Origin of the sequence: Rickettsia endosymbiont of Villa modesta (assembly GCF_964026485.1) — a bacterium.
GTDB classification, from domain to species: Bacteria; Pseudomonadota; Alphaproteobacteria; order Rickettsiales; family Rickettsiaceae; genus Rickettsia; species Rickettsia asembonensis.
The window spans coordinates 241,028-262,642 of record NZ_OZ032157.1 but is presented as its reverse complement, the minus strand read 5'-3'; the positions used below and the strand labels follow the sequence as shown (position 1 = coordinate 262,642).

Genomic DNA, 21,615 nt, shown 5'->3' with positions numbered 1-21,615 from the left:
CGCCTACGCGGGAATGACATAAAACGATCAATGCAACAAGACCAGTTTGACCACGGTATGACACCATTTTAAAAAAATAATAAAATAAGGTACTAAATAAATAATGTTTGTAGATAAAACTTTAATGATTACAGGAGGCACCGGTTCGTTTGGTAATGCGGTGCTTTCTCGTTTTCTTAAATCCGATATTATCAATGATATTAAGGAAATTAGAATTTTTAGTAGAGATGAAAAAAAGCAAGAGGATATGCGTATTGCTTTAAATAACTCAAAACTTAAATTCTATATCGGGGATGTACGTAATTATAAAAGTATTGATGAGGCAATGCATGGTGTAGATTATGTATTTCATGCCGCCGCTTTAAAGCAAGTTCCGACTTGTGAGTTTTATCCTATGGAAGCAATCAATACTAACGTCTTAGGTGCTGAAAATGTTTTAAGTGCTGCTATTAATAACAAAGTTACAAAAGTTATTGTACTGAGTACCGATAAGGCTGTATATCCAATTAATGCAATGGGATTATCTAAAGCATTAATGGAAAAGTTAGCAATAGCAAAAGCACGTATGCGTTCTCCAGGTGAGACTGTGCTTTGCGTCACTAGATACGGTAACGTTATGGCATCTCGTGGTTCGGTAATTCCTCTTTTTATCAATCAAATAAAACAAGGTAAGGAATTAACCATTACAGAACCGTCAATGACACGTTTTTTAATGTCGCTTGTAGATTCCGTAGATTTAGTTTTATATACGTTTGAGCATGGACATCAAGGAGATATTTTCGTACAAAAATCTCCGGCAAGTACAATTGAAGTACTCGCAAAAGCGTTACAAGATATATTCGATAGTAAAAATGAAATACGTTTTATCGGTACACGTCACGGCGAAAAACATTACGAATCGCTAGTATCATCTGAAGAAATGGCAAAAGTTGATGATTTAAGGGATTATTACCGTATTCCTATGGACGGGCGTGATCTTAATTATGCAAAATATTTTGTTGAAGGTGAAAAGAAAGTAGCTCTTTTAGAGGATTACACTTCCCATAATACAAAACGTTTAAATTTAGAAGAAGTAAAAGAGTTATTACTGACGCTTGATTACGTACAAGAGGAGCTAAAAAATGCTTAAGGTAATGACGATTGTCGGTACTCGTCCTGAACTTATTAAACTATGCTGCGTGATTTCCGAGTTTGATAAATATACTAATCACCTCCTAGTTCACACCGGTCAAAATTATGCATATGAATTAAATCAGGTTTTTTTTGATGATATGGGAATTAGAAAGCCTGATTATTTCTTAGAAGTAGCGGCAGATAATACGGCAAAATCTATCGGGCTTATTATCAAAAAAGTAGACGAGGTACTTGAGAAAGAAAAACCCGACGCCGTTTTATTTTACGGCGATACTAATTCGTGTTTATCGGCGATTGCTGCTAAACGCCGTAAAATTCCGATTTTTCATATGGAAGCAGGAAATCGTTGTTTTGATCAGCGTGTACCTGAAGAAATAAACCGTAAAATCATTGATCATATTAGCGACGTTAACATTACGTTAACCGAGCATGCAAGACGTTATTTAATTGCTGAAGGTTTGCCGCCTGAGCTTATTTTTAAATCAAGTTCGCATATGCCTGAGGTCCTTGATCGCTTTATGCCTAAAATATTAAAGTCGGATATTTTAGATAAATTATCGTTAAAAGCAAAGCAGTATTTCTTAATTAGCTCACATCGTGAGGAAAATGTCGACGTCAAAAGTAATCTGAAAGAATTATTAAGTAGTTTACAAACGCTTATTAAAGAGTATAATTTCCCCGTAATCTTCTCAACACATCCAAGGACTAAAAAAAGGCTTGAGGATTTAGAGGGGTTTAAGGAGCTTGGTGATAAAATAAGGTTTTTACCGGCTTTTGGTTTTACAGATTACGTTAAACTCCAGATGAATGCGTTTTGTATTTTATCCGATAGCGGTACTATTACTGAAGAAGCATCAATACTTAATTTACCTGCTTTAAATATTAGAGAGGTACATGAGCGTCCTGAAGGTATGGATGCCGGAACGCTTATTATGTCGGGCTTTAAAGCTGAACGGGTACTACAATCGGTGAAAGCTATTACGGAAGAACACGAGAATAATAAACGCTTGCAAGATATCGTGCCGGATTATGCCGAAGCGGGTCTTGTATCAAAGAAAATATTGCGTATAGTTTTAAGTTATGTGGAGTATGTTAATCGCACAGTATGGTTTAAGAAGTAATCCTATTCATTATTATCATATCAAAAACATGAAATTCTTTAAATTAATAAAACCTAACACTTTATTTTTAAGTGTTTTTTTACTAATAACTCTTATATCTTCTTTTTGCTATTCCAAAGAAAATTCTTATAAAAAAATAGTTTTTCTTGTTAGTACAGAGACATTCGGCGGCAAAGGCGTATACGCAATGTATAATGAGATTAAAAAAATAGGTCATGATGTCAAAATTGTAATAGTACCTCATCCTCATCCCAATATTCAAGGAGGAATAGATACCGAGTTTATTAGTAAATTTGATACACAAGATGTGATATATCCATGCGGTAAGTATGCTTCTTATTCAAATGTTAATACAAAATGTGAAATTTCTGAATTAAAAAATTATCAGCCGGATTTTATCTTTACGCAAAACCCTTACGAAAATTTTCAAGGCTATATATCAGAACCTTTTACGGCTGCTAATTTGTATAAGAGTTTTAGAGGAACTAAAACAAAAATTATGTATATAGTCTATGGTCCGCATATCTTTCATCAAAAAAATATTGATGATGATAAGTTATCAAGTTTCATAGAGACGGTATTTGTTGATTCAGAAAGTACAAAGAATATCTTTATTAGTAATTATAAATTTCCTAAGGATAGAGTTATTGTTTCAGGTTATCAACCATACTATGAAGTAAGAAATGATAACATTGGAGAAAAACCAAACTCGGAAACTATTTTATGGCTTCCTAGATGGGAATTATCGTTTAAAAATAGAGATTTATATGAAGGAGGTTCTACTTTCTTAAATTATCACTATTTTTTCTATAATTATGCATTACAACATCCTGATATTCATTTTATTATAAGACCACATGTTACACTATTTACCTATGCGGTCAGTAAAAATTACTTAAGCCAAAGTGATATGGATAATATATTAAGTAGATTTAACTCTTTAAAGAATGTTACTGTTTCTACACATGCATTCAGGTCGTTACTGGATGATATAATGGTGTCGGATATTATAATAAGTGACGGTACTTCATCTCTTGCTGAAGTAGTAGTTGCCGATAAGCCTATAATTTACTTAAGTAATGGTTGGAATAATGAATTTAATAGCAATGCTCTATCTAAAGAATTAAAAAAATATATGTATTTTGCTTATGAGCCGCAAGATATTATTAACTATATAGAATTTATTAAGCAAAATCATTATTTACCTTATCATGAAAATAGTAGTGGCAGAAATCAATTTAAAAAGATGCTTGATCCTGTAGAAAACCCTGCTGCATTTATCGCCGAATATTTGTTAAAATTATAATAATTAAAATATGTATATATTAGAAGAAATTTATAATGATGGTGAAAGATTAATTCCTGGGAAAACTCATGATGTTTTAGAGGTAATTCGTCATAAAAGTAGTTATAAATTTTTTAAAAAAATTATAGAAGCCGATATACTTAATAGTCCATTAATGCTAAATCAAAAAATAAAAATTTTAGATATAGGTTGTGGAACAGGACACGGAACTTTCATGCTAAGCGATATATTAGGAGTAGAAATTACAGCAATAGATATTAGTAAAGAATCTATAATTTATGCTGAACAAAATTATGGAGCATCTAATATAAAATATATTAAATCTGATTTAGTTAGTTTTATTAAAAAGGCAGAAGGATACGACTATATCGTATCACGACATGCACTTGAGCATATTGAAGAGGGGCTAAATCTAGTACTTAATATTAAGTATAAAAAACGATTAATAGTAAATGTACCTTTTAATGAACCGGACGGTAATATACATCACTTAGTTCATTGGATTACTGAAAAAGACTTTGAATCATATAAGAATAAAGAATTTTTATATGAAGGGTTAGATGGCGTAACTAACGACACACATTCTGAAAAAAATCCTCCTAATTCTATAATCTGTGTATCCAGTAACTCAGACTTAAAGCCTATAAAACAACTATTTAACTATCCAATCTCAGCTTGGGCTCCGGAATTTTTAGAAAAATTAGGTTTGCAATTCCAAGATATATTAAAACAATTGCTGCAAGCTAGAGATGCATTTAAAAATAGTGAAGAGAAAAACTTAAATTATGAAATTAAATAATGCTTTAGAAGAAATAAAAATTCTTAAAAAGAAACTAATTATTAGTGAAGAAGAAAAATCTATTTTTTTAAAGCTATATAGAAAATTTAAACAATAAAGGCATTGCTAACTAAAGAGAGATGTCATCCCGTGGCTTGGGAACTAGATCTAGGAAAATAACTTAAAATACTAATAAATTTAGTATTTTTAACTGGCTCTAGTTCATAAATCACGGGATGACATCGAGCTTTTTATTATTATCTTTCTTTAGTTAGCAATGCCACAATAAAACTAAAATTTTATAAATTGTTTCTAAAAGTTATGATAACTAAAAAAGATAAACCTTTAAATATTTATTGTCCTTTAGTTTCCATTATTATACCTGTCTATAATGGGGCTAATTATATGCGTGAAGCGATAGATAGTGCTTTAGCCCAAACATATGAAAATATTGAAATTGTAGTTGTTAATGATGGCTCTAAAGATAATGGAGAGACAGAAAATGTAGCATTATCATACGGTGATAAAATACGCTATTTTCATAAAGAAAACGGTGGTTGTGGTTCGGCTTTAAATTACGGTATAAAAAACATGAAAGGGGAGTATTTTTCGTGGCTTAGCCATGATGATATATATTATCCTAATAAAATCGAGCATCAAGTTAACATATTAAATAAATTAGATAATAAAGATACTATTATTTATGGCGGTTATGAATTAATTGATGAAAAAGGAAGCTCTTTACGTTATATTAAACCGGATAGTGTGCTACCTATAAATAAACTTAATATTTCTTTATTACCTTTATTACGAGGATTAATACATGGTTGTTCATTATTAATTCCTGCTAAATATTTTCATGAAATCGGTATATTTAATGAAGCTTTACCGACAACGCAAGATTATGATTTATGGTTTAAAATTCTCCGTGTTGCCCCTATTCATTTTGACGAGTCTATCCTAATTAAATCTCGTTTTCATTCAGAGCAAGGTAGTAAAAAAATATCAAATCATAATGAAGAATGTAATGTATTATGGTCATCGTTTCTTCACGAGTTAACAGAAGAAGAAATGATCAAAATGGAAAGTTCTCCTTATTTATTTTTAACTCGTACAGCTACTTTTTTATCAAATAATACTCCGTATAAAAAAGCTTGTGATTTAGCAAATACTATGGCTAAGCAAGTACTACATGATACTAAAGTTAGTGTTATTATACCGGTATATAATAGAATAAATTGGGCAATTGAAGCTATAGAAAGTGTACTTATTCAAACACACAAAAATTTTGAGATACTTATAATAGATGATGGATCGACTGATGATATATCAGAATTAACTTCAATATGCAAAAAAGATAAAAGAATAAGATATTTTCATAAAAAAAATGAAGGACCTGCTGCTGCACGTGGCTTAGGTATTAAAAATGCTATAGGGAAATATATTGCTTTCCTTGATTCAGACGATTTATTTTATAAGGATAAAATAGAAATCCAATTAAAGTTTATGGAAGAAAATAATTTTATATTTTCTCATACTTCATATCAAAAAATAAATGAAAAAGGAAAATATATAGAATCTGTTCATTCTGGGTTTTTTAGTGGAAATGTTTTTCCTCAAGTTATACAAACTTGTCCAATAGCAATGCCGACAGTTATGGGAACTTTGACATTATTCCAAGAAAATTTATTTCCTGAAAATATAAGAAGCGGTGAAGATTGTTGTTTATGGATATCTATTGCTAGTAAAAACTCAATAGGTGGTATAGACAAAGAATTGTCTAAAGTACGAATTAGCGGTGGTACTAATACGTTTATGGACCCAAATAAATATTCAGTAGGTTTAATAAATATTACTTCTTACGTTCTTAATGATCCTTATTTAAGTAAATTTAGTCCGTTTACTATTAATTTGTTATTAGCGGCTGTTACACAATTAAGATTATTAGAAAATAAAAATAAAGACTATAAAAAAAGTAATATTTCTTTTTTCAACAATAATTATGTAATTCAAAAAATACAAACCTATTGCTTTGTGACAAAAATTTTGATTTTGTTAACTATTACTTCTATAAGGCAAGAAGGAATACGTGCAACAATCTCTAGAATACAGAGATGGCTTAGAAAGCATATATAAATAACTATTCCTCAATTATCTTAACTTTTGAGCCGTTGCCGATTTTAGTCATACCTTCGGTAACGACTAAGTCGCCTTCTTTAATATCGTTAGAGGTAATTTCAATTAGACCTTCTGTACGTGTGCCGATTTTTACATATAATTGTTTTACCGTATCACCGTCTATTTTATAAATAAAGTTACCTTGATTATTTCGTTGAATACAACTTTCAGGAACAGTTAGATTTTTGTGAGGATTAATTATAAGCGTAACATCTACGAAGCTATTATGCAGGATTTTTGTCCCCATAGGTAAAATAATTTTAGCTGTTAAAGTACCGTTATCTGATAAGTAATGCGATACTGCCCCGATTGTACTTTTAATTTTTCCTGCAATTAAAACTTCAGTATCGACTCCAACTTTTCCGCTTAAAGACTCCGGCAATTCAATAAAAATACTTTGTGAGTTTTCTGTTTCGGTAATGCTAAAAAGATAGTTGCCTATTTTTACTTCATCACCGACCATAGACTTCATTACGCCTATTTTACCGGAGTAGGGTGCAGTAATTATCATGTCGTTATATGTTTTTAGAGCTTTAGAATAATTAAATTTAGCATCTTCAAGTTCGCTTTTTGACCTTTTATATTCCTCATTGCTTACAAATTTTTTAGCAAATAAAGCTTCTTTTCTACTATAATCTTCTTGTTTTGTATTTAATAAAGCTGCTGCTCTAGATTTAGTGGCTTCTGCTATGTTTTTATCTATAACTAGCAATATATCTCCTTTCTTTACTATTTCTCCTTGATGTGCTGAGACTTTTTCAACTACTCCAATGGCATTAGCATAATAATCACGGCTATTATCATTCTGGCATTGCCCTACAATATTAAATATGTCGTAAAGTTCGGCAATTTGTACTTTAGTTGCTTTTACTCCTGTAATTTTTTCTTCTTCCTTTTTACTTGCTATAGTAGAAAGGGAAATTAAGTAAGGTAACAAGAACAATAAGTTTTGCGGGCATAATATTATACTATAAGTTGAATAGGTGTCATCTAGTTAGTTTGTCTGCGTTAGGTATTACCCGCGTGGATGGATTTCACCTCTGTCACCCCGTGGTCAAGCCACGGGGTGACAGAGTGGGTTTACCGGCCCACGCAACAATACCTCCAAGTTATGACAAAGTATACTTTTTAAGTTCCTCATCCGTTAACCATTTATATTCTTTTTCTAGAATTTCAAATCTGATTTTTTCTAATTGTTCATCAAGATCAGGTTCAGGAACGATAGCAGAACCCATAAATTCAAATCCTTGATAGTTAATTTTTAGTTTCTTACAAATTTCTTGTAATGATAGTAAATTTTCTTCTATATCATCAATAAATATTATTGATTGCGGATAATAATCTGTTTTGCGTAATACATATTCAAGTACGCTTCCTTTATCATATTCCGCAGTATAAATTATGCCATCTTTTAATGTAGGTTTACCGTAACCGATATTAAAATCCTCGATTGTTATTTCATCTTCTAAAGGTGAAAATTCTTGAAAATTTACCTTTAATTCAGTGAGTTCACGAATTCTCCATTCGATCATATCTTCAATTACGCCGAATTTACCGGTAGGAAGTTTAGTAAGCCCCATTGCCGGAATATTTTTTTCTTTAAGTAGAGTAAATATTTTTAAAATATCTAAATTAACGAACCTAGATTTTTTTCCTTTAAGAATAACGCTAAGTAATAATTCACATTCTTTTCTAGTAAGTGTTTTTTCAATGTTCTTCATGAATTCTTTTCTATAATCATGTGTTAACCTAGATTCATCACTATCCATTACAATTACTTCATCTACATCAAAAAGCACCAAGCTAGTATTATCGGCTTGTTTTACCGCTTCTATAACTTCTTTAAAATCATGAACTTTATTTATTTTACTATACATATTCTTTATTTTTTTTGCTGTATTACTTCTTCTAAGGAATTTGTCATTACCTTTAAATCTTCTTCTCTAGATAAATTATGGTGACCGTCTTTAATTAGCTTCATTACTATTTGTTTACTTATTATTTTTTCTAATAATTTTACTGAAACATTATAAGGCACGTCTTCATCTAACATTCCATGAATTAGATGTACCGGTATATTTATATCAATCTGTTTCTTTATCAATAATAAATGTTTTTTTGCATCTTCTATCAGTTTATAGCTTATAGGATATTTATGCTCACAATTTTTACCCCTTACTTCTAATATTCCCTCTTTTTGCATCTTATTTTGATCGTCTAGAGATATATTTTGCCAAATATCTTCAGTAAAATCCGGAGCAGGGGCTACACACACAAGCCCTTTTATTTTATCAGGAAATTTTAAAGCTGCAAGAAGTGCTAACCATCCTCCCATGCTCGAACCTACTAATATTGCCTTCGTATCAATTAATTTGTCTAAAATTAGTGATACTCCTTCTAACCAATCACTAATTGTTTGCTCCTCAAATTGTCCTGATGCGTTTCCATGGCCGAAATTATCAAAAACAATAAAATTATAATTGTTTTTTTTACAATAATCTATTAAATAGATAGCCTTAGTTGATTGCATATTAGACATCAAGCCGTGTAAAAAAATTACAGATGGAATATTTGTATTAATTATTCTATAATTATCATAGACAATAAATTTGTCTTGTGTTTTATTATAAAGCTTGTGCATTTTAAATAATTATTTTAATAGATTGAGATTTAATGCCTTCATTAAAGTCAAGTAAACGATACAATAAATATACTATTTTGCAAGTAGTTCCTGCTCTAGTCTCGGGAGGGGTTGAAAGAGGTACTATAGAAGTTGCAAAATATCTTAAAATTCTCGGTCATACTCCTATCATAATTTCAGCAGGCGGTATTCTAGTTAAAGAGTTAGATAAGGAAGATATATTGTATATTGAAATGAATAGTAGCAGTAAAAATCCTTTTGTAATTCTGAATAATGCAAAATTGATAGCAGAAATAATCAAAAAATATAATGTTGATATAGTTCATACAAGATCAAGGGCACCGGCATGGAGTTCATATCTAGCAACAAAATGGACGAACGCTAAATTTCTGACTACTTTTCATGGGGTTTATAATATTCCGAATAGTTTTAAAAAATATTATAATAGCATAATGCTAAAAGGCGAGAAAGTTATTGCTGTATCCAATTTTGTAAAACAACATTTGCTTGAAAACTATAAAGTTGATGAAGACAAAATAGTAGTAATTGAGCGTGGAGTAAATTGTGATTATTTTGATCCGGCAAATTTAACGCCTGAAAAACTTAAAAAATGTCGTGATAAATATGATGTACCGAGCAACGTGCCGATGATATTAATGCCTTCTAGAATGACAAGCTGGAAAGGACATCTTGTTCTAGTAGAAGCATTAAGTAAGTTAAAACATAGAGATTTTTATTGTTTAATGGTTGGTGATATATCTAGACATCCCAATTTTACTAATAGAGTCAAAGAGCTTATAGCTACTCTAAAACTTCAAAATAAAATTCAAATTTTCGGTAATGATTCGGATATAATAAACCTATACGGGATTTCCGATATTATCGTTTCTGCCTCAATCGAGCCTGAAGCTTTCGGACGTACTATTATAGAAGGGCAGGCGATGGAGAAGTTTGTTATTGCAACTAATATCGGCGGGGCAGTAGAAACGATAAATAATAATATAACCGGTTTCCACGTAGAACCAAATAATGCCGAAGCGTTAGCAGAGAAAATCGATTATTGCTTCTCGATTTTAGGTACTGATACTGCTAAGAAAATCCAAGAAGCAGCAAGACATACGGTAATTAATAATTTCTCTCTTGATCTGATGCTAAGAAAAAACCTTGAAGTCTATAAAGAAATCTTAAAAAACTCCCATAATTGAACACCTAGATTTAGTATATATACTTCTTTTACCTGAAGAATTGGTAGTATTAGATATTAATTATCCATAAGAACATTGATTATTCGCTCATCTAAATATTCATTTGCCAACTTTTCAAGTTAAAGAAGTATACTTATGATAAATGAAAAGTAAAGTATATAGGTTTGAATAGAATAGCTATTCTCCTAATAATTTTATTTCAGCGTACAAATCTTCAAGATTTATATACTGATCATAAAAATTATTATATACTTCTTCAACATGAAGAGTTGTTAAAATGATTAGGCACAATGGTTTGAAAATTGTCATTTACCAATGAAGAAATTTTATTTTTATATTTTTCAATATTTTCAAAAAATATTCGTATAGAATCAGTAAATGTCTCAAAATTCGCATAAAATTTATTGTTACTTACAACAGAATGCATAAATTTCCACAGTCGTTCAATTGGATTCAAATTAGGACTATATGCTGGCAAAAATAGTAACTCTATTTTACTGTATTGTAGATATTCTTTTACCTTTTTTGACCTATGATATCCAGCATTATCGCATATCAAATAAATCTTACTTTTATCTTGATTATTTGCTTCTAATTCCTTTAAAAATTCAATAATATAATCACCATTAACCTTAGGATTGTCAGTTGTTACTACCTCTAAATCCTTAAGATTAATAGCACCAATAATATGTTTACGCTTCCAACCACTGAAACTTGGTAATGTTTTAACTACATTCTTTCTAATCCAACCAAATCTTGCTCGAGTTTGGTATTGAGGATGAACACTATCCATAAAATAAATAGACTCATCTTTAGCTAAATTATTTTTTAGCAAACTATATTGCAGCTTAAATTCCTCTTGCTTAGCTAAATCTATTTTTCCAGGAATTAACTTAAGTTTCTTATAACTAAAACCAAGTCTGTGTAACAGCTTGATTACCCCAGCTAATGTATAGATTACTCCATATTGACGTTCTATGAACAAACCTATATCTCTAGCATACACATAATTATTATTTTCTAGATGAACTATTAACTCTGCTTCCTCCTGTCTAGTAAGTTTACTATCACTACCGCCATTTCCAGGCTTAAGCTTCTGAGCATTATGATAATCTATTAAATGTTTTCTTATCCCTTCATCACTCAGTAATAACACTTTCGATATCTCATCAATACTATAGCTATCATCATACATGAGAACAGCTTTGATTCTATCACAAATCCTCTTATCCCTTTGCTTCTATGGTAAAGCTTTAATTCTTCTTTTTCTACTGATGTTAATTTTCTATAAATCCATTCTTACTTAATAACACTTGCTGACTTCTTTGACAATTTTTCATTTACTAGAGGTATAATCATGAGATTTACCGTCATGATGTACTACAAGCATTAAAGTTTCCGGTAAAAATTCTTTTAAAGCTTGTTGTGCATTTTCTATAGATATTTTATCAAGATTGGCAAACACCTCGTCTAAAATTAATATTTTAGGGTTTGAAATTATAGCTTTAATGATTCCAATTTTTTTCTTTTGACCGCCACTTGGTGCATTTATTACATCATGGGAGTGTTGAGATATGAAGAGTAAAAGGTTATAATGTGATAAAAAAATAAGAAAGTAAAAAATGTCAGAGCATCAAATAACAATGGTCAGTTTAGATGAATTAGTTAGCCCGGAACATCAATATCGTAAATTTAAAAGTTAATTTAATTTCAAAGTAGTTGAAAGAGAGTTATTAGCGATAGAAACTGAAGCTAATTATAAAGGCTATGGAGCATTGAGGTTATTTAAATGTTTACTTCTACAATTTATGGAAGACTTATCTGATCGAGAATTAGAACGTTATTTGGCTGATAGTAATGCCGGCAAATGGTTTTGTGATTTTGCTCTTACAGAGACGACTCCAGATTATAGTGTGTTTAGTAAAATACGTAAGAAAATAGGTACTAACTTACTATCAAAAATATTTGCAAACTTTAGAGAACAACTACGAAAGCAAGGTTATATGAGCGAGGTATTTACCTTTGTAGATGCCTCTCATTTGATCTCAAAAGCTAGTCTTTGGACAGAACGTGATGAGTTGAGGAAGCAAAAGTATGACAAGCTAAATAATGAGACTTTGCCCAAAGTTGCGAATGATAAACAAGCTAAAATTGGTTGTAAAGGAGGTAATAAGTTTTGGTATGGTTATAAAAAACATGTTAGCGTTGATATCCAATCAGGGATTATTAATAAGGTTGCAGTTACCTCTGCAAATGTTACTGATAGCAAAGGTTTTAAACACGTTATGCCACGCTCCGGTGCTGCATATGTAGATAAAGCATATTGTACAAAGTCTACCAAAGATACAGCAACTAGGCAAGAAGTGCATCTTTGTGCTGTAAAGAAAAATAACATGAAAGATAAAAGTTTTGACCTTGATAGATATTATACAAAAATTAGAGCACCTTTTGAAAGAGTATTCTCACAAGATAATAAACGTGTCAGATATATTGGTATTGCCAAAAATCAATTCTCGGAATTTATGAATGCTATATGTTTTAATTTGAAACGCTTAACCGTTTTAACGGCTAGCTAATATTATAATGGATAACGCATAGATAATAACAAAATCTCCACTGATTTTTACTAATTTTGTATATATATACTTCTTTAACTTGAAAAGTTGGAAAATGAATATTTAGATGAGCGAATAATCAATGTTCTTATGGATAATTAATATCTAATACTACCAATTCTTCAGGTAAAAGAAGTATATATGGGTCATTGTTTATTAAAAATAGATATCATCATTGCAAACGGGCGTTGTTGCGTAGATACCCAAGTTGTCATTGCGAGGAGCGAAGCTTTGCTGCAATCCAGAAAAAATAATAAAAATTAGCATTTGTATACTGTCTTGCTACGTCAAAATTTACAGTTTTTTCTTCTTAGCTCAGACGTTAAATTCTTAACTAATCTATCTTTAATAAACGCTGCCGAATTAGGTGATAAGTTGTGTTATAGTATAAAGGAAAAATTTAGGTGTAGGGAAGAAAGTAAAAAGGCAGATAAATAAAACCTGCTTTTTTGTAATTATTAACGAGAATACAACTCGATTACTAAATGAACTTCTGCTTCAAAAGGATATGGAACATCAGAAAGAGCAGGAACTCTTAAATATTTACCGGTTAATGAAGGTACATCAAATGATAAATAGCCTGGTGTTGTTTGGCCTTGTTTTGAAACGGATTCTTGGATAAGCGGTATTTGTTTTACGGATTCTTTAACTTCTATAACATCACCTTCCTTTAGTCGTATGCTTGCTATATCGGCTTTCTTACCGTTTAATTTAATATGTCCGTGTGAAACTAATTGTCTTGCAGCAAAAATAGTTGGAGCTATATTCATTCTATAAACTACTGTATCAAGTCTGCTTTCAAGTAATCCGATGAAGTTTTCACCGGTATTACCTTTCATTTTTTGAGCAAGTGCAAAAATATTCCTAAATTGTTTTTCAGTGACACGACCGTAATGGCATTTTAATCTTTGCTTAGCTTTTAAATGTAAACCATAATCTGAAGTTTTAATCATGGTATTCTGCCCATGCTGTCCGGGACGATAATTTCGTGTATTGAAAGCATCCTTGCTATCACCCCATAGACTTACTCCAAGTCTTCTACTAGCTTTATATTTAGAACGAACAATTTTTGTCACTGATAATATCCTTAACTTTATATTTGAATTACAAGAAAATATATACATTTCTTATATCAAAGTCAATCATTGATTTTTAACCTAAAACTTTTTATATTTAATTAAAAAATATTTCATATGAGTTCTTTAGTAAGGTCAATCAATTTAGATAAAATCAATTATTCACAGAGTACAGTTAAAGACTATATATTATTAATGAAACCGCGTGTGATGTCGCTTGTGATTTTTACGGGTTTTGTAGGTATGTGGCTTGCTCCTTATTCTGTGCATCCTTTTATTGCCGGTATTGCTGTTGTTTGCATAGCTCTTGGTGCAGGTAGTGCAGGAGCAATTAATATGTGGTACGATAGAGATATCGATAGCTTAATGAAACGTACTCAAAAAAGACCTATCGTCAGAGGGGCTATAGAACCTGATGAGGCTTTATCTTTTGGTTTGATAACGGGATTTTTTGCAGTATTTTTTATGGCTTTATGTGTTAATCTACTTGCATCCTTTTTACTGCTATTCACTATTTTTTATTATATCTGTATTTATACTATTTGGTTAAAGCGTCGTTTTATACAAAATATTGTTATTGGCGGAGTATCGGGAGCATTACCTCCTGTGATAGGTTATGCCGCGGTAAGCAATACTATATCTTTAGAGTCAATTATATTATTTTTGATTATTTTTATTTGGACGCCGCCGCATTCATGGGCTCTTGCTTTATTCTGTAACGATGACTATAAAAACTGTAAAGTACCAATGATGCCTGCAGTAAAAGGGAATTTATATACTAAGAAACAAATTCTAATTTACAGCATTCTTTTATTTATTGTTGCATTAATGCCTTTTTTTATCGGAATGAATAATTTTATATATTTAATAACTTCCGGTATTCTTGGGTTAGTATTTCTATATTATTCCGGTTCTTTATTCTATGACACCCCTGATAACAAACAGGCTAAACGATTTTTTGCCTATTCGATATTTTACTTGTTTTTTATATTTTTACTTTTGTCCTCAACTAGCACTATATCCACTATTAGCTGAGAGATAATAGTGTTGGGTTACTTTTATGGAAGACAAAATTGAAACCCAACGTGAAGAAATATATCATAGGTTTATTTTCATGCAAGTGATTTTTTATTTATAACTATAATTTTTAAATTTTATGCTTTTGTTTCGTAATTTTGATAAGTAGTAAGAGTTAGAAGATATATACTTCTTCAACATGAAGAGTTGTTAAAATGATTAGGCACAATGGTTTGAAAATTGTCATTTACCAATGAAGAAATTTTATTTTTATATTTTTCAATATTTTCAAAAAATATTCGTATAGAATCAGTAAATGTCTCAAAATTCGCATAAAATTTATTGTTACTTACAACAGAATGCATAAATTTCCACAGTCGTTCAATTGGATTCAAATTAGGACTATATGCTGGCAAAAATAGTAACCCTATTTTACTGTATTGTAGATATTCTTTTACCTTTTTTGACCTATGATATCCAGCATTATCGCATATCAAATAAATCTTACTTTTATCTTGATTATTTGCTTCTAATTCCTTTAAAAATTCAATAATATACCTCTAGTAAATGAAAAATTGTCAAAGAAGTCAGCAAGTGTTATTAAGTAAGAATGGATTTATAGAAAATTAACATCAGTAGAAAAAGAAGAATTAAAGCTTTACCATAGAAGCGAAAGGGATAAGAGGATTTGTGATAGAATCAAAGCTGTTCTCATGTATGATGATAGCTATAGTATTGATGAGATATCGAAAGTGTTATTACTGAGTGATGAAGGGATAAGAAAACATTTAATAGATTATCATAATGCTCAGAAGCTTAAGCCTGGAAATGGCGGTAGTGATAGTAAACTTACTAGACAGGAGGAAGCAGAGTTAATAGTTCATCTAGAAAATAATAATTATGTGTATGCTAGAGATATAGGTTTGTTCATAGAACGTCAATATGGAGTAATCTATACATTAGCTGGGGTAATCAAGCTGTTACACAGACTTGGTTTTAGTTATCAGAAACCTAAGTTAATTCCTGGAAAAATAGATTTAGCTAAGCAAGAGGAATTTAAGCTGCAATATAGTTTGCTAAAAAATAATTTAGCTAAAGATGAGTCTATTTATTTTATGGATAGTGTTCATCCTCAATACCAAACTCGAGCAAGATTTGGTTGGATTAGAAAGAATGTAGTTAAAACATTACCAAGTTTCAGTGGTTGGAAGCGTAAACATATTATTGGTGCTATTAATCTTAAGGATTTAGAGGTAGTAACAACTGACAATCCTAAGGTTAATGGTGATTATATTATTGAATTTTTAAAGGAATTAGAAGCAAATAATCAAGATAAAAGTAAGATTTATTTGATATGCGATAATGCTGGATATCATAGGTCAAAAAAGGTAAAAGAATATCTACAATACAGTAAAATAGGGTTACTATTTTTGCCAGCATATAGTCCTAATTTGAATCCAATTGAACGACTGTGGAAATTTATGCATTCTATTGTAAGTAACAATAAATTTTATGCGAATTTTGAGACATTTACTGATTCTATACGAATATTTTTTGAAAATATTGAAAAATATAAAAATAAAATTTCTTCATTGGTAAATGACAATTTTCAAACCATTGTTCCTAATCATTTTAACAACTCTTCATGTTGAAGAAGTATATAATCACCATTAACCTTAGGATTGTCAGTTGTTACTACCTCTAAATCCTTAAGATTAATAGCACCAATAATATGTTTACGCTTCCAACCACTGAAACTTGGTAATGTTTTAACTACATTCTTTCTAATCCAACCAAATTTTGCTCGAGTTTGGTATTGAGGATGAACACTATCCATAAAATAAATAGACTCATCTTTAGCTAAATTATTTTTTAGCAAACTATATTGCAGCTTAAATTCCTCTTGCTTAGCTAAATCTATTTTTCCAGGAATTAACTTAGGTTTCTGATAACTAAAACCAAGTCTGTGTAACAGCTTGATTACCCCAGCTAATGTATAGATTACTCCATATTGACGTTCTATGAACAAACCTATATCTCTAGCATACACATAATTATTATTTTCTAGATGAACTATTAACTCTGCTTCCTCCTGTCTAGTAAGGTTACTATCACTACCGCCATTTCCAGGCTTAAGCTTCTGAGCATTATGATAATCTATTAAATGTTTTCTTATCCCTTCATCACTCAGTAATAACACTTTCGATATCTCATCAATACTATAGCTATCATCATACGTGAGAACAGCTTTGATTCTATCACAAATCCTCTTATCCCTTTCGCTTCTATGGTAAAGCTTTAATTCTTCTTTTTCTACTGATGTTAATTTTCTATAAATCCATTCTTACTTAATAACACTTGCTGACTTCTTTGACAATTTTTCATTTACTAGAGGTATACGTTCTTATATACTTCTTTAACTTGAAAAGTTGGAAAATGAATATTTAGATGAGCGAATAATCAATGTTCTTATGGATAATTAATATCTAATACTACCAATTTTTCAGGTAAAAGAAGTATATATACAAAATTAGTAAAAATCAGTGGAGATTTTGTTATTATCTATGCGTTATCCATTATAATATTAGCTAGCCGTTAAAACGGTTAAGCGTTTCAAATTAAAACATATAGCATTCATAAATTCCGAGAATTGATTTTTGGCAATACCAATATATCTGACACGTTTATTATCTTGTGAGAATACTCTTTCAAAAGGTGCTCTAATTTTTGTATAATATCTATCAAGGTCAAAATTTTTATCTTTCATGTTATTTTTCTTTACAGCACAAAGATGCACTTCTTGCCTAGTTGCTGTATCTTTGGTAGACTTTGTACAATATGCTTTATCTACATATGCAGCACCGGAGCGTGGCATAACGTGTTTAAAACCTTTGCTATCAGTAACATTTGCAGAGGTAACTGCAACCTTATTAATAATCCCTGATTGGATATCAACGCTAACATGTTTTTTATAACCATACCAAAACTTATTACCTCCTTTACAACCAATTTTAGCTTGTTTATCATTCGCAACTTTGGGCAAAGTCTCATTATTTAGCTTGTCATATTTTTGCTTCCTCAACTCATCACGTTCTGTCCAAAGACTAGCTTTTGAGATCAAATGAGAGGCATCTACAAAGGTAAATACCTCGCTCATATAACCTTGCTTTCGTAGTTGTTCTCTAAAGTTTGCAAATATTTTTGATAGTAAGTTAGTACCTATTTTCTTACGTATTTTACTAAACACACTATAATCTGGAGTCGTCTCTGTAAGAGCAAAATCACAAAACCATTTGCCGGCATTACTATCAGCCAAATAACGTTCTAATTCTCGATCAGATAAGTCTTCCATAAATTGTAGAAGTAAACATTTAAATAACCTCAATGCTCCATAGCCTTTATAATTAGCTTCAGTTTCTATCGCTAATAACTCTCTTTCAACTACTTTGAAATTAAATTAACTTTTAAATTTACGATATTGATGTTCCGGGCTAACTAATTCATCTAAACTGACCATTGTTATTTGATGCTCTGACATTTTTTACTTTCTTATTTTTTTATCACATTATAACCTTTTACTCTTCATAGCTCAACACTCCCCTATGGTAAAGCTTTAATTCTTCTTTTTCTACTGATGTTAATTTTCTATAAATCATTCTTACTTAATAACACTTGCTGACTTCTTTGACAATTTTTCATTTACTAGAGGTATATATGTTGTTTTTTGTAACGTATGCTCTTCAACACGCATTAATTTTCCTTGCAGTGTTTCATCATTTTTAACAAAATTCATTTTAGAAGGTATAGAATCCCCTAAGCTCGCTGAACTCGAGTTTGTTTCTTGAAAGGTTGATTTTGAAGGAAAATAAGATATATATATCTTTTACTGTGGTGGTTATGTTTTTAAAATAATGAAAAAACTTACCTGTTATTTTACAATTATTTTATTAACCTTTTCCGTTCAGGCTATAGGAGATAATAATAAGCAAATATATAACCAGAAAGATACTAAATTTTTAGAAGAAGCTGAAGGAACTGAAGCTCTAAAATGGGCAAAAGAGCGTATTGATAAAACAGAAAATGCTTTCAAATCTATGCCTACTTATAAGGTAGTTAAGAAAGAAATAGCATCTATTTTCTATGACCAAAGAAAAACTCCATATGGTATACTTCTTTAACTTGAAAAGTTGGAAAATGAATATTTAGATGAGCGAATAATCAATGTTCTTATGGATAATTAATATCTAATACTACCAATTCTTCAGGTAAAAGAAGTATACATCCATGACATGCACGAATTTTTGAATATGTACTTGAGCACAATCCAAACATTACAACTTATTTCTTAGAGAGTAGTGATAGCGGACATGGTAGCGGTAGTGACTTAAAAGACAGTGCTAATTATTTTAGCAATATCTATACATTTTTTGCAAATGCTTTGAAATTGAAGATTGATTAGACCTGTCATTGTAAGCCGGCACGGGCGTTGTTGCATGGATACCCGCACCGTCATTGCGAGCGATCGAAGACCGTGCGGCAATCCAGTAAAAATGCTAATTTTTAGCATTTTTTATTACTTTTTCTAGATTGCAGCAAAGCTTCACTCCTCGCAAGGCATTGTTGCGTGGATACCGATGTCATTCCCGCGTGGGCGGGAATCCAGCCTAAAGCGAGATAAATCGAGCTTTTAATTTCAAAAATTTGCTGTATTTATACTTTTTTTTCTGGATTCTCGCCGTTGCTCAGAATGACATAAAGAGCATTTACCGGTCCACGCAACAACGCCTCCTCACAATGACGGTTTTGGTATCCACACAACAATGCCTAGCTGGAATGACATAAACTAGCCACACAACAACACCAAAAGTCGCTCTCAATGACTCTAAAACCCTCTACGCAATAATGCCGTTTTACGAAAATAATTTTCCAATTCCGCTACGTAATAGATTTTTAGGGTTCATTTTACTGGCTTTTTTCATCATCTCGCTTATTTGCTTATATTGCTTTAGCAAAATATTTACCTTTTGTACCGTAGTCCCTGCTCCAGCAGCTATACGTTTTCTACGAGCAGCATTAATGATGTCAGGATTTTTACGTTCTTTCAGCGTCATAGATAAAATAATTGCTTCTTGATGTTCAATTATTTTACTATTTAATTTTGATTGATCTATTTGATCCATAATTTTACCGCTACCCGGTAACATGCTAAGTATACTTCCAAAACCTCCCATTTTTTTTATACTTCTCATTTGCTGAAGATAATCATTTAAATCAAACTTACCTTTTTTCAATTTAGCGGCCGTTTTTTCGGCTTCTTCTCTATCAACGATACTAGCTGCTTTTTCAACAAAAGAGATAATATCACCCATATCAAGTATTCGAGAAGCTAAACGTTCAGCATCGAATTCTTCTAAATCAGTTAGTTTTTCACCGCTACTTAAAAATTTAATCGGCTTTTTAGTAATATATTTTACACTGAGTGCTGCACCGCCCTTGGAATCGCCATCAATTCTAGATAAAATTAATCCTGAAATCTCTAACTTTTCATTAAAGCTACTTGCCGTAACTACTGCATCCTGCCCTGTCATACTATCAATTACTAACAAAGTTTCCGTAGGTTCCACTATCTTTTTTATTGCAAGGGCTTCCTCCATCATCTCTTTATCAATTTGTGTACGACCTGCCGTATCATAAATTACGACGTCATAAGCAGAAATTTTAGCCTCGGCAATAGCTCTTTTGACAATATTAAGAGATTTCTCACCTTGCACAATAGGTAATGAATTAATCTGTACTGAGTTTGCAAGTATAGCCAGTTGCTCTTGTGCGGCCGGTCTGTAAGTATCCAAAGAAACAAGTAAAACTTTTTTATTTTGATTTTTAAGTCGTAAAGCAAGCTTACTACTCGCCGTAGTTTTACCGCTTCCTTGCAGCCCTACCATTAGGAAATTTACCGGCGGCTTTGAATTTAAATTCAGCTTTGTCTCACTTTCACTTGAAGCTAAGAGATTTATCATCTCTTCATGAATAATTTTAATTATCATCTGCCCCGGTGAAACTGATTTAATAACCTCCTGTCCGAGTGCCTTTTGTTTAACTTCCGCTATAAAATCTTTTATCACCGGTAATGCAACATCCGACTCTAAAAGAGCTACTCTTATATCCCGCATAGCAGCATCTATTTGGGCTTCCGTTAAAATCCCTGAGCTAACTAGCTTATCAAAAATCTTCGTTAAATTTTGTGTTAAAGTTTTAAACATGCAAATAATTTAATTTATAAAGTTCTAATATATTTTGCTCAATATGTTTTAGCAACAATATATTTTATGGTTTTATGTAGGCGTTGTTGCATAGATCGATTTTCCGTTGTCATCCCGCGAGCTTGTAGCGGGATCCAGTTAAAAATACTAAAATTATTAGTATTTCAAGTTGTTTTTATGGCCCCGTGGTCAAGCCCCGTGGTCAAGCCACGGGGTAACACAACGGGTTTTACCTATCCATGCAATAACGCCTTTTATGGATAACGTGAAAAGGAACGTAGTGA

Annotated in this window: 18 protein-coding genes and 4 pseudogenes; 11 read left to right on the top strand and 11 right to left on the bottom strand. The window is 31.2% G+C overall.

From position 1 onward, the window contains the following. Positions 1–103: 103 nt before the first annotated feature. The 5 genes and pseudogenes from capD to AC5584_RS01390 all read left to right on the top strand — a co-directional run bounded on the left by capD (position 104) and on the right by AC5584_RS01390 (position 6,475). Positions 104–1,129, top strand: a complete 1,026-nt coding sequence (capD, locus tag AC5584_RS01410; RefSeq protein ID WP_499216602.1) for a UDP-glucose 4-epimerase — start codon at positions 104–106, stop codon at positions 1,127–1,129. Then, entirely contained in the window at positions 1,122–2,255 is a 1,134-nt protein-coding gene (gene wecB, locus AC5584_RS01405) for a non-hydrolyzing UDP-N-acetylglucosamine 2-epimerase (protein ID WP_499216601.1), read from the top strand. The genes capD and wecB overlap by 8 nt, the downstream gene beginning before the upstream one ends. Further along, entirely contained in the window at positions 2,215–3,561 is a 1,347-nt protein-coding gene (locus AC5584_RS01400; protein WP_499216600.1) for a hypothetical protein, read from the top strand. Before wecB ends, AC5584_RS01400 begins: the two co-directional genes overlap by 41 nt. 16 nt (positions 3,562–3,577) lie before the next feature. Next, positions 3,578–4,060, top strand: a pseudogene (locus AC5584_RS01395) (class I SAM-dependent methyltransferase); the annotation flags it as partial. 600 nt (positions 4,061–4,660) lie between these two features. After that, positions 4,661–6,475, top strand: a complete 1,815-nt coding sequence (locus AC5584_RS01390; RefSeq protein ID WP_499216599.1) for a glycosyltransferase family 2 protein — start codon at positions 4,661–4,663, stop codon at positions 6,473–6,475. 4 nt (positions 6,476–6,479) lie between these two features. Here the strand turns inward: AC5584_RS01390 and AC5584_RS01385 are convergent. The 3 genes and pseudogenes from AC5584_RS01385 to AC5584_RS01375 form a co-directional block, all read right to left on the bottom strand. Further along, a pseudogene (locus AC5584_RS01385) lies at positions 6,480–7,479 on the bottom strand (efflux RND transporter periplasmic adaptor subunit). 147 nt (positions 7,480–7,626) lie between these two features. Then, positions 7,627–8,394, bottom strand: a complete 768-nt coding sequence (locus AC5584_RS01380; protein WP_499216598.1) for a DUF2608 domain-containing protein — start codon at positions 8,392–8,394, stop codon at positions 7,627–7,629. Positions 8,395–8,399: 5 nt separating this feature from the next. Continuing rightward, positions 8,400–9,158 (bottom strand): alpha/beta hydrolase, encoded by a 759-nt coding sequence (locus AC5584_RS01375; RefSeq protein WP_499216597.1) that lies wholly within the window; start codon positions 9,156–9,158, stop codon positions 8,400–8,402. A gap of 32 nt (positions 9,159–9,190) precedes the next feature. Here AC5584_RS01375 and AC5584_RS01370 point away from each other — a divergent pair, with 32 nt between their 5' ends. After that, entirely contained in the window at positions 9,191–10,363 is a 1,173-nt protein-coding gene (locus AC5584_RS01370; RefSeq protein WP_499216596.1) for a glycosyltransferase family 4 protein, read from the top strand. Positions 10,364–10,619: 256 nt separating this feature from the next. Here the strand turns inward: AC5584_RS01370 and AC5584_RS01365 are convergent, their stop codons facing one another. The 3 genes and pseudogenes from AC5584_RS01365 to AC5584_RS01355 all read right to left on the bottom strand — a co-directional run. After that, positions 10,620–11,573, bottom strand: coding sequence for an IS630 family transposase (locus AC5584_RS01365; RefSeq protein ID WP_499217084.1), 954 nt, complete (start codon positions 11,571–11,573; stop codon positions 10,620–10,622). Positions 11,574–11,699: 126 nt separating this feature from the next. Then, positions 11,700–11,828, bottom strand: coding sequence for a hypothetical protein (locus tag AC5584_RS01360; RefSeq protein WP_499216595.1), 129 nt, complete (start codon positions 11,826–11,828; stop codon positions 11,700–11,702). A 6-nt stretch (positions 11,829–11,834) separates the two neighbouring features. Further along, a pseudogene (locus tag AC5584_RS01355) lies at positions 11,835–11,972 on the bottom strand (ABC transporter ATP-binding protein); the annotation flags it as partial. Positions 11,973–12,102: 130 nt separating this feature from the next. Between AC5584_RS01355 and AC5584_RS01350 the strand changes: the two are divergent. Next, entirely contained in the window at positions 12,103–12,939 is an 837-nt protein-coding gene (locus AC5584_RS01350) for a transposase (RefSeq protein ID WP_499217083.1), read from the top strand. A gap of 497 nt (positions 12,940–13,436) precedes the next feature. Here the strand turns inward: AC5584_RS01350 and rpsD are convergent, their stop codons facing one another. Continuing rightward, positions 13,437–14,054: a 30S ribosomal protein S4 gene (gene rpsD, locus AC5584_RS01345; protein WP_023508073.1), complete on the bottom strand. Its 618-nt coding sequence runs from the start codon at positions 14,052–14,054 to the stop codon at positions 13,437–13,439. Positions 14,055–14,171: 117 nt separating this feature from the next. Here rpsD and cyoE point away from each other — a divergent pair, with 117 nt between their 5' ends. Continuing rightward, positions 14,172–15,089: a heme o synthase gene (gene cyoE / locus AC5584_RS01340; protein ID WP_499216594.1), complete on the top strand. Its 918-nt coding sequence runs from the start codon at positions 14,172–14,174 to the stop codon at positions 15,087–15,089. A 176-nt stretch (positions 15,090–15,265) separates the two neighbouring features. On the opposite strand, the gene AC5584_RS01335 is transcribed toward cyoE, so the two are convergent. Continuing rightward, positions 15,266–15,622, bottom strand: a complete 357-nt coding sequence (locus tag AC5584_RS01335; RefSeq protein WP_499217082.1) for a transposase — start codon at positions 15,620–15,622, stop codon at positions 15,266–15,268. 63 nt (positions 15,623–15,685) lie between these two features. Between AC5584_RS01335 and AC5584_RS01330 the strand changes: the two genes are divergently transcribed. Then, the gene (locus AC5584_RS01330; RefSeq protein WP_499217081.1) at positions 15,686–16,723 is read left to right on the top strand and encodes an IS630 family transposase; all 1,038 of its coding nucleotides are present in this window, start codon (positions 15,686–15,688) and stop codon (positions 16,721–16,723) included. Here the strand turns inward: AC5584_RS01330 and AC5584_RS01325 are convergent. Then, complete coding sequence (locus tag AC5584_RS01325; RefSeq protein WP_499216593.1) at positions 16,699–17,271, bottom strand: winged helix-turn-helix domain-containing protein; 573 nt, start codon at positions 17,269–17,271, stop codon at positions 16,699–16,701. The genes AC5584_RS01330 and AC5584_RS01325 overlap by 25 nt on opposite strands. 384 nt (positions 17,272–17,655) lie before the next feature. Beyond that, entirely contained in the window at positions 17,656–18,492 is an 837-nt protein-coding gene (locus tag AC5584_RS01320) for a transposase (RefSeq protein ID WP_499216920.1), read from the bottom strand. 490 nt (positions 18,493–18,982) lie between these two features. Between AC5584_RS01320 and AC5584_RS01315 the strand changes: the two are divergent. Continuing rightward, positions 18,983–19,243 (top strand): annotated as a pseudogene (locus tag AC5584_RS01315) (prolyl oligopeptidase family serine peptidase); the annotation flags it as partial. A gap of 738 nt (positions 19,244–19,981) precedes the next feature. Here AC5584_RS01315 and ffh read toward each other — a convergent pair. Next, complete coding sequence (gene ffh / locus AC5584_RS01310) at positions 19,982–21,331, bottom strand: signal recognition particle protein (protein ID WP_499216592.1); 1,350 nt, start codon at positions 21,329–21,331, stop codon at positions 19,982–19,984. 66 nt (positions 21,332–21,397) lie between these two features. Between ffh and AC5584_RS01305 the strand changes: the two genes are divergently transcribed. After that, complete coding sequence (locus tag AC5584_RS01305; protein WP_499216591.1) at positions 21,398–21,595, top strand: hypothetical protein; 198 nt, start codon at positions 21,398–21,400, stop codon at positions 21,593–21,595. Positions 21,596–21,615: the final 20 nt, after the last annotated feature.

Coding starts and splice junctions, on each gene's coding strand:
- capD (WP_499216602.1), top strand. CDS start 104: ATGTTTGTAGATAAAACTTTAATGATTACAGGAGGCACCGGTTCGTTT.
- wecB (WP_499216601.1), top strand. CDS start 1,122: ATGCTTAAGGTAATGACGATTGTCGGTACTCGTCCTGAACTTATTAAA.
- AC5584_RS01400 (WP_499216600.1), top strand. CDS start 2,215: ATGTGGAGTATGTTAATCGCACAGTATGGTTTAAGAAGTAATCCTATT.
- AC5584_RS01390 (WP_499216599.1), top strand. CDS start 4,661: ATGATAACTAAAAAAGATAAACCTTTAAATATTTATTGTCCTTTAGTT.
- AC5584_RS01380 (WP_499216598.1), bottom strand. CDS start 8,394: ATGTATAGTAAAATAAATAAAGTTCATGATTTTAAAGAAGTTATAGAA.
- AC5584_RS01375 (WP_499216597.1), bottom strand. CDS start 9,158: ATGCACAAGCTTTATAATAAAACACAAGACAAATTTATTGTCTATGAT.
- AC5584_RS01370 (WP_499216596.1), top strand. CDS start 9,191: ATGCCTTCATTAAAGTCAAGTAAACGATACAATAAATATACTATTTTG.
- cyoE (WP_499216594.1), top strand. CDS start 14,172: ATGAGTTCTTTAGTAAGGTCAATCAATTTAGATAAAATCAATTATTCA.
- ffh (WP_499216592.1), bottom strand. CDS start 21,331: ATGTTTAAAACTTTAACACAAAATTTAACGAAGATTTTTGATAAGCTA.
- AC5584_RS01305 (WP_499216591.1), top strand. CDS start 21,398: ATGGTTTTATGTAGGCGTTGTTGCATAGATCGATTTTCCGTTGTCATC.